9 protein-coding genes are annotated in these 13,109 nt (G+C 45.3%); 5 read left to right on the top strand and 4 right to left on the bottom strand.

Going from position 1 to position 13,109, the window contains the following annotated elements; translation table 11 throughout:
- Positions 1–198: 198 nt before the first annotated feature.
- From DWW23_RS15045 to DWW23_RS15035, 3 genes are all read right to left on the bottom strand, one after another.
- Positions 199–1,761 carry a DHA2 family efflux MFS transporter permease subunit gene (locus tag DWW23_RS15045; protein ID WP_122354096.1) on the bottom strand — a complete coding sequence of 521 codons (1,563 nt, stop codon included), beginning with the start codon at positions 1,759–1,761 and terminating at the stop codon, positions 199–201.
- The gene (locus DWW23_RS15040; protein ID WP_122354095.1) at positions 1,761–2,780 is read right to left on the bottom strand and encodes an HlyD family secretion protein; all 1,020 of its coding nucleotides are present in this window, start codon (positions 2,778–2,780) and stop codon (positions 1,761–1,763) included. The genes DWW23_RS15045 and DWW23_RS15040 overlap by 1 nt, the downstream gene beginning before the upstream one ends.
- 91 nt (positions 2,781–2,871) lie before the next feature.
- Entirely contained in the window at positions 2,872–3,792 is a 921-nt protein-coding gene (locus DWW23_RS15035) for a DMT family transporter (protein WP_122354094.1), read from the bottom strand.
- A gap of 139 nt (positions 3,793–3,931) precedes the next feature.
- Here DWW23_RS15035 and DWW23_RS15030 point away from each other — a divergent pair, with 139 nt between their 5' ends.
- The 5 genes from DWW23_RS15030 to DWW23_RS15010 all read left to right on the top strand — a co-directional run bounded on the left by DWW23_RS15030 (position 3,932) and on the right by DWW23_RS15010 (position 10,819).
- A complete protein-coding gene (locus tag DWW23_RS15030; protein ID WP_122354093.1) occupies positions 3,932–4,669 on the top strand; it encodes a copper homeostasis protein CutC in 738 nt (245 codons plus the stop codon).
- 6 nt (positions 4,670–4,675) lie between these two features.
- Positions 4,676–7,339: a DUF5916 domain-containing protein gene (locus DWW23_RS15025; protein ID WP_122354092.1), complete on the top strand. Its 2,664-nt coding sequence runs from the start codon at positions 4,676–4,678 to the stop codon at positions 7,337–7,339.
- A gap of 64 nt (positions 7,340–7,403) precedes the next feature.
- The gene (locus DWW23_RS15020) at positions 7,404–7,607 is read left to right on the top strand and encodes a PspC domain-containing protein (protein WP_122354091.1); all 204 of its coding nucleotides are present in this window, start codon (positions 7,404–7,406) and stop codon (positions 7,605–7,607) included.
- Entirely contained in the window at positions 7,607–9,631 is a 2,025-nt protein-coding gene (gene uvrB / locus DWW23_RS15015) for an excinuclease ABC subunit UvrB (RefSeq protein WP_122354090.1), read from the top strand. The genes DWW23_RS15020 and uvrB overlap by 1 nt, the downstream gene beginning before the upstream one ends.
- Positions 9,632–9,967: 336 nt before the next feature.
- Positions 9,968–10,819, top strand: coding sequence for an N-acetylmuramoyl-L-alanine amidase-like domain-containing protein (locus tag DWW23_RS15010; protein ID WP_122354089.1), 852 nt, complete (start codon positions 9,968–9,970; stop codon positions 10,817–10,819).
- On the opposite strand, the gene DWW23_RS15005 is transcribed toward DWW23_RS15010, so the two are convergent.
- Positions 10,816–12,996 carry a DUF5686 family protein gene (locus tag DWW23_RS15005; RefSeq protein WP_370449279.1) on the bottom strand — a complete coding sequence of 727 codons (2,181 nt, stop codon included), beginning with the start codon at positions 12,994–12,996 and terminating at the stop codon, positions 10,816–10,818. The genes DWW23_RS15010 and DWW23_RS15005 overlap by 4 nt on opposite strands.
- Positions 12,997–13,109: the final 113 nt, after the last annotated feature.

The raw sequence follows: 13,109 nt of genomic DNA, 5'->3' as shown, positions 1-13,109 counted from the left end.
GTGTTTAAATTCTAACCCCCCAAGGGGTCATCAATGCCCATGTATAATATGCTATACCTGCAATCATTCGGTTCTATTTCTTGTTTTTGTTGCTTATTGCAGGGGCAATATTACACATTATTTTTCAAATACAAGCAATTTTTGTGCAGAAAGTGATAAAATCGTGGAAAGTTGATAGGAAAATAGAGTGGATGATTACTATTGTTTAGTTGTTTTCCCCCTTTTTACTTTCCTGAGCCAGAATACAGGAACAAGACAAAGTAACGTCACGATAAATGCAATATAGAAATCGTCATTGATGCCGCCTATATAGGCTTCCAGGTCGAGGCGTTCGAGTATCAGTTGTTCGGCAAGTGATTTGGCGGTTCCCTCCGTTGCCCCGGTTGTTTGCAAGGCGAAGGCACTTAGTTTGTCGATGGTCTGGTGGTATATTTCTCCCGTATAATTCAGTGCTTCGCTGTACCGTTGGGTGTGGTAACTGGTACGTTGCGTAAGTACATGGCTGAAAATAGCCACACCGAAACTACCACCCATCTGCCGGATGATGTTGGTAAGGCTAGAAGCCTGTGCCATCATGTCTATGCGGATATTGGCAAGCGAAAGTGTCAACAGAGGCGTGAAAAGTATTCCCATACCGATACCACGGAGATACAGGCTCATCATGATATACCATTTCTCGGTCAGGAATGACAGGAAGATGTTGAGATAGAAACTTAAAGCCATCAGGATCAGTCCGCCTGCGATCAATATTTTAGGATTTATCTTTTGTCCCAGGGCGCCTGCGGTAGGGGAGCAGAAGCCCTGAATGATCCCTACGGGAATGAAGAACATACCGGCCTGGAGGGCTGAATATCCCAGATTATTTTGCAAGTAAAGCGGAATCAGGAAGGTACTTCCGAACATACCTACCCCGAAGATGAACATCATCACATTTGCCAGGGTGAAATTCCTGTCTTTGAATATGCGCAGGTTGATCAGTGGATATTTTACAGTCAGCTCTATATAAATGAATAGAATGAACATAATGGCCGATATCCACATCGAACTTAATACGATGGGACTGTTCCAGCCCTGCGTATTGGTTGAAGAGTTGACTTCCGACAATCCGTACATGAATAAAGGCAGAAAGATACCGGAAGTGATGAATCCGGGAATATCAAAAGGCTGTACTGTCTCTGCTTTGTATTCTTTTTGTAAAACGACAGTGACGAACAAAGCTATTATCCCGACCGGCACATTTACATAAAATATATAATTCCAGTTCAGGTTATCAACCAGATAACCACCGATAGAAGGGCCGAACGAAACGGATGCCGCAGATGCAATAGCCCAGAAGCCGAGTGCAGTGCCTCGTTGTTCCGGAGGGAATACATTACTGACAATAGCCATGCCGACCGGCATGATAGCCCCGCAGCCCAACCCTTCGATTACACGCCAGAAGATCAGTTCTTCGATAGAGGTAGAGTTCCCGCACATGAAAGAACCGAAGGTAAAAACCAGCAGAGAAAGGAAATAAATGCGTTTATATCCGAACCGGTCGGATAGCCATGCCGCAGCCGGAAGGATACTCGCAATGGCCAGCATATACCCTGTCAACACCCATTCGGCTGTATTGATACTGGCACCGAGTGTCCCCATGATGGCTGGCAGTCCGGTATTTACCACGGTCGAATCCAGTACGGCCATAAAAGTCCCGATCATGATATTGCCTAATACCAGCCATTTGTAAGCTCCGCTATTTGTATTTTCGTCTTTCCCCATTATTGTTCCTTGATGATCTTAACGGTTGCAGACATACCTGATACCAGTTTGGGCATTCCGGTCTTTTCTTTGCCTTTTTTTACGCTGTCGATGGATATTTTTAGAGGGATGCGTTGGGCTACTTTCGTATAATTCCCGGAAGCATTATTCGGAGGAATCAATGAAAACTCGGATGCTGTATTCGTTCCGATATAGAATATTTTTCCGGTAAAGGTAAGTCCGGGATAAGCATCCAAGGTGAAATCGGCAGATTGTCCTAAACGAATCGTTTTGAATTTAGTTTCTTCCAGGTAAACGGCTACCCATAGGTCTTTCCCTTCATTAATGGTGAAAAGCGTTTGTCCGGGCTGGATCATATCGCCCGGCAATGACCATCGTTTCGCTATTACACCATCTGTCGGAGCTATAATGCGGTAATAGCCTAGTGAAACACGGGTGGATTCAATAGCGGCATCAGCCGAGGCGATCGCTGCTTCACCGGATGCGATCTGTGCACGTGATACCTTGATCTGGTCTTTGGCCATATCCACTTTGATGCCTGTACTTTTCCAACTGTCTTCCGCATCCTGGAATGTTTCCTGCGAAACGGCGTTGGTGCTGTATAATTTTTTATCCCGTTGATAGTTTACTTCTGCCTGATGGTAAGCTATTTCAGCCAGTTGAAGGTTTTTGACAGCGGTGTTGAGGTTTTCTTTTTCCAGTTTCAGGTTAGCTATCATTTGTTCACGGCGGGCAACGGCTTCCTGTAACTCTGCGATAATGCTGCTGCTGTCGAGTTCGGTAAGGATCATACCGGCTTTGACCGTATCGCCTTCCCATGCATATTGCCGGACCATCGGCCCCATGACTTGGGCAGCGACGCTTACCCGGTAACTGTCGAGGTTGGCATCGTCGGTCGAAATATATTTACGATAGTTCCACCACCATAGAAAGGCAATAATGACGGCGATAACCAATATGACAATAAGCCATATCATACTTTTGCTGGGCGTTTTCTTAGAGGTACTTACACTATCCATAGTTTTGACGTATATTTTACTGCTTAAAACAAATAAAATATATAAAGGTTCCGGTTATAAGAGTGATTAACAAGTTTGTGCGAAAGCTTTTTTAGCGATTCTCCTTTTCCAGGTCGGCCCGGCTTTTACTTTGAGTCACTAAATAAACCCCAACAAAAACAAGGACTGCCGACAATGCTTTTTGGAAGGAGAAAGTATCTTGTCCCACCATAACGGTAATCAGCGAAGCAATGATTGGCTGTACATAATTATACATACTGACAGTTGTGGGGCGAATGCGTTTCAAAGACATCGGGATCAGCAGGTAAGGAATAAATGTAGCACCTATCAGGACGAAACTGATGGCTCCAATCTCTTTCATGTCGAATACTTCCCGTTGGAAGGCGGGTGTCTCAAGCACATGCTGGAAAGTGAATGGCAACAATACGAGCGTGGAAAAAAGAAACATCCACTTCATCATTGTCACGGCCGAATAGCGTAAACTCAAAGGTTTGGATAAGACCAGATAGATCGAATAGATAACCGCACTGGTTGTGATCATCAGGTTTCCGGTAAGGCCACTGGCCTGTCCGGGGCTATGCGTGGATGCTAATATTAAGGAAACGCCTCCGCAACATCCTAATAATACACCGAATGCTTTCATCTTTGTGATCGGCTCTTTCAGGATAACGGCAGCCAGCAGCATGACGAAGATAGGGACAGCCGTCGCAATGATGGACGCATCGACCGGTGATGTCCGGTTGAGTCCGACGATAAATAATCCCTGATTGAAACCTACGCCACAAAGGGCACAGATAAAGAGCATGCCGAGGTCTTTCATTGTAACCTTTTCCCGTTTAGTAAACAACGAGGCAATCCAAAAGAGCAGGCAGGCGGACCCCATTCGCATAATGGTAAGTGCCTCGGGTTGCACATGAGCCGGTAACAGATATTTGGAAATGGGCATATTGATAGCGAACATTATATTTGCTATCAGAATCAATATATGGCCCTTTAGTTTTTCTGAGTTCATCGTCTTGCTGCTTTACTGAACGCAAATGTAATCATAATACTTACATAACTGACTTCTGTCTGCATGAATTGTAAATCGGGATTCAAATATAATCCTTATCTTTGTGTTTGAAAAAGAACAAACATAATTAAAGATATATATGAAACCAACCCGTATCATTGAGATCTGTGCCAATTCAGCTCAAAGTTGTGTGGAAGCCGAAGCAGGAGGCGCTAAACGTGTGGAACTATGTGCCGGTATTCCTGAAGGAGGTACGACTCCCAGCTATGGCGAGATCAAGACAGCTCAGGCATTAACCTCTTCTATCGATATAAATGTCATCATCCGGCCGCGTGGCGGTGATTTTCTGTATACTCCGGCTGAGATAGATGCCATGTTGCTGGATATTGAACTGTGTAAACAGCTGAAAGTTCATGGAGTTGTTTTCGGATGCCTGACAAAAGAAGGAGACATCGATGTCCCTCTGATGCGGAGATTGATAGAGGCTGCCAAACCGTTGTCGGTAACTTGTCACCGGGCCTTTGATGTGTGCCGTGATCCGTTCGCTGCACTGGAGCAACTGATAGAGTTAGGTTGCGACCGTATCCTGACTTCCGGCCAGCAGTCGGATGCTGTAAAGGGCATTCCTCTGATCGCCGAACTGGTAAAACGTGCCGACGGACGTATCATCATCATGCCGGGTTGCGGCGTACGGGAAAATAATATCGCACAGATAGAAGCGGAAACGGGAGCGAAAGAGTTCCATACTTCTGCCCGCAGCATCGTTTACAGCCGGATGGAATACCGGAATGAGAACGTTCCGATGGGAAGCAGCATTGTTTCTTCGGAATTTGAAACAGTGGAGACGGATCGTAAAAAAGTGGCAGCTTACCTGTAATAGAAAATGAAATACCGATTGTCCTTTGTTGCCTTTTTATTGTTTACCAGTGCTTTTTGTAAGGCACAACAGGATTCTATTGTCCCCTTTGACAAAGCCTACAAGCGGGTTTATAATATAACAAAGGTAACAGGAGCAAAGCCGGTTATGGACGGGCGCTTGGATGAAGATTTCTGGATGAAGCAGGGAGAATGGTCTGACCGTTTCGTCCAGATCATCCCTTATGAACGGAAGATACCGGCTTCTCCCACCCGGGTAAAGCTGTTTTATGATAATAAATACATTTATGTTGGTGTCTATTGTAAAGATAGCCATCCGGAAAAGATGATCCGCTTTATCGGCAACCGCGACGATAATAGTATGGGAGACCTTATCAGTGTGGCCTTCGATACATATCATGATTACCGGGCGGCTCCGGAATTCAACATCAATCTGGGAGGAAACAAGACCGACCTGGTCGTTACCGATAAGCTGAATGTCAATCTGAGCTGGAATGCCGTATGGGAAGGAAAGACCCATATCGATATGGCCGACTCCAGCTGGACGGCAGAGTTGCGTATCCCGTTCAGCCAGTTACGTTATAACCAGCTTTCGGACGATGGGATATGGGGACTTCATGTCCGTCGCATTATCCGCCGGAACAATGAGGTGCAGAACTGGAGTATGATCCCTTTGAAGAATAACGGTCATGTCTTTTCTTTCGGGGAAATGCACGGAATGACCGATCTGCCGAAACCGCGCGGAATAGAATTTCTTCCTTATGTAATGGGCAAATACCGGAATGAACCGAAGATACCCGGCAGTCCTTATCAGAAAGGACATAGCTGGGGAGGTAATATCGGGTTGGATGCCAAATTCGCTCTTTCCGATTTTACGTTGGACCTGACTGTCAATCCTGATTACGGACAGGTGGAACTGGACCCTTCGGTGATGAACCTGACTGCTTATGAAACTTTTTATGACGAGAAACGTCCTTTCTTCCTGGAAGGAAAACATATCCTGGATTTTGCCAACGGTAGCGACATGATGTTCTACACCCGCCGTATCGGTGCTGCGCCATCTTATACTCCGTTGGGTATTGATAATATAAATAGTTTCGCTGACAGCAAAGACAATGTACCGATCATTGGTGCTTTGAAACTGACGGGAACGAACAGGCACGGTGTAACCCTGGGAGTCGTGCAGAGTGTAACAGCCCGGTCTTCCGCCAAAGTAACCCGTAGCGGGATGGAGGATGTCGAAGTTGTGGAACCCCTGACCAATTATACGGTGGCACGTGTCCAGAAAAACTGGAAAGGAAACAGTTTGCTGGGAGGAATGCTTACCTCTGTCAACCGTGCACTCGACCAGCCTTACCTGGAAGATTTTATGGTGCGTAATGCGTTTACGGCCGGAGTTGATTTTACGCAGTATTTCAATAACCGCCTTTATTATATAGATGTAAAAGGAATGTTCAGTTCTTTGAACGGCAGCAAGGAGGCGATAACCGTTCTGCAAACGAACCCGGTTCATTATTATCAGCGGGAGTCTGCTGCCGGTTATTTAGGCGTGGACCCGGAGCGTCGCTCTTTGAACGGGACCGGCGGTTATGTGAAGGCCGGACGTAAAGGGAATGCCAAGTGGGCTTTTTCCGAAACATTCAGCTGGTCGTCTCCCGGCTTCGACCTGAACGATATGGGATATATGAAGGAGACGGACAACCGGACGAACGAGACGGAAGTGGCTTACCGTCAAACGGATATCTGGAAGCATTTCCGGTATAATGCGTTTACGTTGACTCAGAAGAACCAATGGAATTATGGCGGAACACCTTTCAGTAACGATGCGGCCCTTCGTTGGCAAAGCATGACGATGAACCGTTATGAGATGGATATGAAAGAAACATTTGTCTGGAACCGCCTGGACAGCCGTATGCTTCGTGGTGGTCCCGACATGCGCCTGAATCCTTATTTCCAGACTTCGGTTAAAGTGAATACGGACAAAGCCCAACGGATGATGTTTATGTTGAAATATGAAGGAAATCATAACCTGGACGGCTATAACCGTTTTAATACGCTGTCGCCTAGCCTTACCTTCCGTTTAGGCAACCATGTTTATTTATCGGGACAGGTAGATTATGCCTGGAATACGGACAATATGCAGTATGTCGGCACATTGAAATCGTCGGCTGCCTCATCTGCTCAGGATGATCCTTCACTGATCTACCTGATGGGGCATATGGATCAGAAAACATACGGGGTAACGATGCGGTTACAGGTGAACGTGACACCGGATATCTCTATCCAGTTCTACGGTTCCCCGTTTACTTCTACAGCGAAGTTCAGCGATTTTAAAGAGGCTGCCGATACGAAGTCTCATACTTATGACAAGCGTTTCCATATCTTTTCCGGAGATGAACTCAACTATGCTGACGGAACTTATCATATCAAGAGCGAAGGTCGTGAAGCCTCCTTTAAGAATCCGGATTTCAGCTTTAACGAGTTCCGCTCCAACCTGGTGGCGCGTTGGGAATATTTGCCGGGTTCTACCTTGTATTTTGTCTGGGAACACCGCATGTCCAACCAGGAAAGCCGGAAGATAGATGGCTGGGGTAGTAACCTGGACCGTATGTTCGGACTTCCGGCAACCAATACTTTTATGCTGAAGATGAATTACTGGTTCAATTTGTAACCGGATTACTTCAGCTATACAGATTAAATAGTATCTTTACAAAAACAAAATAAAATAGAGCATCATGGAAGAAGCACCAAGAAGACTTTATCGTTCGAATAACGGAATGATTGCCGGAGTTTGCGGCGGCATAGCCGATTACTTTGGCTGGGATCCGACACTGGTACGCGTCGGTTATATCCTGTTGAGTATATTTACTGTGTTTTCCGGGGTAATAGCTTATTTGATACTCTGGATAGTTATACCTAAAAAAGGACTATACGAATAATGAATTTCGAGTTATCTTCACCATTCAGCCCGACGGGGGATCAGCCGGAAGCAATAGCGGCTCTTTCGGAGGGCATTCAGAGTGGTGTGCCTTTCCAGACGCTCCTCGGAGTAACAGGTTCGGGAAAGACATTTACTATTGCCAATGTGATCAAGGAGGTGCAGAAACCGACCCTGATCCTAAGTCATAACAAAACACTTGCTGCACAGCTGTACAGCGAGTTCAAAGCCTTTTTCCCGAATAACGCCGTAGAGTATTTCGTTTCCTATTACGATTATTACCAACCGGAGGCTTACCTGCCTTCTACGGATACTTATATCGAGAAGGATTTGCAGATCAACGAAGAGATAGACAAACTGCGTCTCCGTACCACAGCTTCCTTATTGTCGGGACGGAAAGATGTGATCGTTGTTTCTTCCGTATCCTGTTTGTACGGTATGGCGGACCCGACAGCCTTTGCCGAGAAGGTGACGCATCTGGAAAAAGGTATGCAGATCGACCGCGATAAACTGTTGCGCCGGTTTGTAGATGCTTTATATGTGAACAACAAGCTGGAGTTTAACAGTGGTTGTTTCCGTGTGAATGGCGATACGGTCGATATTTTCCCGGCCATCGAGTCATTCGACGGCGTAGCTTACCGTATTGAATTCTGGGGAGACGAAATCGACCGTTTGTCTTCTTTCGACCCGAAGACAGGGCAGGAGATAGATGAGCAGGATGAGCTGAATATCTATCCGACAAACCTGTTCGTGACTACACAAGAGCGTATCAATGCGGCGATCGGCCAGATCGATGTCGATCTCGGTACACAGGTGAATTTCCTGAAAGAGATCGGCAAGCACTATGAAGCGAAACGTTTATACGAACGTGTCACTTTCGACCTGGAGATGATCCGCGAGCTGGGACATTGTTCGGGCATCGAGAACTATTCCCGTTATTTCGACGGGCGTATGGCCGGTGAGCGTCCTTATTGCCTGCTCGATTATTTCCCGAAAGATTTTATGTTGGTGATTGATGAAAGCCATGTGACGATACCCCAGATACGAGCCATGTACGGAGGGGATTATTCCCGTAAGAAGAACCTGGTGGAATATGGTTTCCGCCTGCCTGCGGCGATGGATAACCGTCCGCTTATGTTTGATGAGTTCGAGTCGCTTACTCCGCTGGCCATTTATGTCAGTGCGACGCCAGCCGATTATGAGTTGGAGAAGAGTGAGGGAATCGTTGTCGATCAGGTGATCCGTCCGACCGGACTGCTCGATCCGGTCATTGAAGTTCGTCCGACATTGAACCAGATCGACGACCTGATGGAAGAGATAACCCTGCGTTCGGCCAAAGATGAACGTGTTTTGGTAACGACCCTGACCAAACGTATGGCGGAAGAACTGACTGCTTATCTGACCCGGATGGGAATACGTTGTAATTATATCCATAGCGATGTAGATACATTGGAACGTATTCAGATCATGGACGATTTGCGGAAAGGTTTGTTCGATGTGCTGATCGGGGTGAACTTGCTTCGTGAGGGACTGGACTTGCCGGAAGTTTCTTTAGTCGCTATTTTGGATGCGGATAAAGAAGGTTTCCTTCGTTCCCACCGCTCCCTGACGCAGACAGCCGGACGTGCTGCCCGTAATGTGAACGGAAAAGTAATTTTCTATGCAGATAAGATCACGGCCAGCATGCAACTGACAATGGATGAGACAACCCGCCGCCGGGAGAAACAGCTTGCCTATAACGAAAAGCATGGGATTACCCCGAGGCAGGTTATTAAGACGAGTGTATCTCTTCTGGGTGAGAAACAGCAACCGGCCACAGCAGAACCGTATGCTTATGTCGAACCGGAACCAAGCCTGGTTGCCGATCCGGTGGTTAAGTATATGAACCGTCCGCAACTTGAAAAAGCAATCGAACGAACGAAGAAGCAAATGACGGAGGCTGCCAAGAAGCTTGACTTTATCGAGGCCGCCCAGTTCAGGGATGAATTGATTAAGTTGGAGGAGTTACTGAAAACGAAGGTATAAAGGGGAAATCTCCTCTTATGGATGGGGAAAATGATGAGAATATGAGTCAATATATAGAAATAATTGAACCTATCTGAGCATAAGTCTCAGTCATCAATAAGACATACTTAGTTACAGGTTCATTTGCCGTCTGCTTCAGCTGACGGATTGGTAAATGATCTATCTCATTGGACTTTAGTCCCATTTTAAACAGTCTTGCTATTTAAGAGAAATGCGGCTAAAGCCAAAAAAGGGATACAATCTGTAGACCGTTGGTTAAAACCAACGGCAAATGAACCTGTAATAGTCATGTCACTTTGATTATAGGATAGTTCAATTCTGATAATAAATGAATATATGAATAAAATCTTTTTATTGTTTTTTTTCTGCTTTTTCTTTTTCCGTGGACAGGCTGCTGATAAGCTATACTGTACCGATGAGGACCGCGCTGTCTTTGACCGCTATCTTTCAGAAATGACTCCGGTGAAGTCGTTGCCAACCGGAGAGTTAATGGTTAAGACAGCCCGTTTCTTCCTGGATGCGCCTTATGTGGCAGCCACATTGGAAAAGGAACCCGAAGGCCTGGTGATCAATCTTCGCGAAATGGATTGTATGACATTGGTAGAGAATGTTGTCGCTTTAACGAAGACTATGCAATCAGCAACCCCGTCTTTTGATGAGTTTTGTAAGAACCTGCAAACGATCCGTTATCGTAACGGGGAAATCCATGATTATACCGACCGCTTGCATTATACGACAGACTGGATCTTTGAGAACCAGCGAAAAGGAATAGTAAAAGATGCTACCGGGGAAATAGGAGGAGTCTCCTTGCCTGTCGACGTATCCTTCATGTCTACACATCCGGATAGTTATAAGCCTTTGAAAGAGCATCCGGAACTTGTTGCCCGGATCGCAGCAAAAGAAAAAGAGATCAATGCCCGTCCTTATTATTATATTCCGGAATCGGATATAAACAAGTTGGCAGAAGGAATAGAGGACGGAGACATCGTCTGTTTCGTCACGACTATCAAAGGGTTGGACATTTCTCATGTCGGCATTGTTTGCCGGGTAGGGGATGAACTGACCTTTATCCATGCATCTACTACGCAAAAGAAAGTGATAGTCAACGAAGCTCCTTTACAGGAATACGTGGAAAGTATCAAGCGTAACAGCGGTATAATGATCGTCCGCCCACAAATGTCCTATTAAAATAGTTCGAAGGCAAACTTGAGGCCGATATTCTGGTATTTCCATCTATCGAATCCGGCGAAGGCGGCAACGTTGAAAATATGGTTACCGAAACCATATCCCACCTCTGTGTAACTCGGCAAAACAGGTGTCCACAGTTGGCTGAAATAAAACCGTTCAGACAGAATGTACTTAGATGTTTTCTTCTTGAAAAGTTGTGACAGGATGAAGGGACTTTCGTACATAATATGTCCTTGCACATATTTGTCGGATGCATTGAACCAGAAACTCCTTAGCTGGTTGAATACTCCTCCGAATTCATCTCCCCACGATTCCGGGAACTGGCGGCGTGAGAAATAACGGAAATCGGCAAAGTAAATAGATTTGGGATTCAGATAAATACCTCCGCTGATGTGATAATTGAGTTTTCTGGACAAACCGAGTGCAATGCTTTGGTGAATATCCGCTTCGATCCGTCCGTAATCGCCGGAACTTTTACCTACTCCGGGGATTGCACGGGCAAATTCGACTGAGATGGTCGGATAGTAGGAATACAGATATTCTTTGCGATATCCGTCCATCCAGTAATACTGGCGTGGCGTATAGGAAATGCCGACGACGGGAGTAAAATCATGATAGTTCTCATTGATGATATCTTCAACGCCTTCTCCGGGATTGGGTATCTGGCTTTTCTTTTTTACGGGTATGCGGCGGTGATAGGCTGCACCTGCCCAGACTTGAAAACCGTTGAATAACTCAATATTGTTACGGATCTCTGCATAATAATGTTTAAAGTATTCCAGATTCAAATCGTCAAAATTGAATGTGGAGTCTTTCAACTGCTCGTTTATCTCTTTCATAATGGCTGAAGAGTAACTCTGGTTACCATTACCGATCGAGAGGCTCAATATGCCTTTTTTCTCCGGCAGATATTCCCAGTCTCCGGACACGGTGAAAAAGATTTCTTTCCGTTTGAATACGAAACCGATATCCGGGCGGAAGCGGATCTGACGGTCTTTGTCGAATGTCTTGCTGATGCGCAAACGTTGTCGGTAAGTAATACCGTTATGTCCTGAATATCCCAACTGGAAGGGGTTGAATATCCCGGAATATTTCAGACGGGTGGTCTTGTAATCCATACTGATCGTATTCGTGAACTTCTCCGTCAGTTTCAGGTATTTCGTGATATTGGCAGTGTCTATTCTTTGCTCATTGTTATCACTGTCTATATGGTATAAGGATTGTTCTTCTTTTGTTAAAGGAATATCCCGTTCTTTGTTCCAGAAAGCAGTGTCTGTGATAATTGGGACCGTATCTGAAGATAACTTATAATATCCGGTCAGGTCCAGTGATCTCTTTTGTTGAGTTTCATTATCTTCTTCCACCCATTCCACCGCTTTATAAGTGAATGAAGAATGATAGCTGGTAGCAATGGCATTCCCCAGAACATGGTAACGCAGATATAGACTCGCCTTATCGGGAAGGATAAAGCGTCGGTAATCGCGTCCGAATGTCATGACCAGGTTGAATTCGGCGAAATCGAAACGTCCGTTTACATCTATTTTGTCGATGATCCAGGACTGGTCACGGATATACAGGTCGCCGCAGATAAGTTTCTGGCTCCATAACTTCGGCATGAAGCGTATTTTATAAATCTTCAGTCCGCTGGTATCGCTTACACTCTCCAGGTCGAATGTATAGAATTTGGATGCTTGTTTGGTCATGGGGGTGATGATACCCTCGTTGTATATGGTGGAGGAATATACATTCAGGTTGAGGAATCCCAGTGCTTCCTGTTGCTTTTTGCTGTTGGGAATACTGTTTCCGTTTACAGCCCGGAAGTTATGCAGGAAATTGTTGGGAGCGTTGAACTTGGAATCGCTGATCATCTCGAAGATCATATCCTTATTTTTCCGGTCTACAGGGAAAAGATGATGGGCGAAACGCATCAGAAAGTTTTGTTTGAGTATTTCCGTCCGTCCTTTTATATATATTTCCGCTTCGTACCGGGAGAGGACATGCTGGTATTTTTCGGCGTTTTTAATCACCTCTTCCATAATGGAATCCGCTTTTACAGACGATTCTGTTTTCTCCTTTAAGTCGGGCAACACCTTATTTCTATAATTGCTATCCGCTTTGGCGAGAGCATTTATAGTCAATAAAATCAGAGTAAATATCAAAACGTATCTTTTCAACAAATTATCACCCCTTTTGATGCAAACGTAACGAATAAAATTGAAATGAGTAGCAAAAGAAAGTAAAATGTATCCGGGAACACAATTTATAGTATCAAATATTTTACTATTTCAAA

It is taken from the genome of Parabacteroides sp. AF14-59 (assembly GCF_003479515.1).
Taxonomy (GTDB): domain Bacteria; phylum Bacteroidota; class Bacteroidia; order Bacteroidales; family Tannerellaceae; genus Parabacteroides; species Parabacteroides faecis.
The sequence above is the reverse complement of the archived record's forward strand: the minus strand, read 5'-3'. Positions and strand labels throughout refer to the sequence as shown.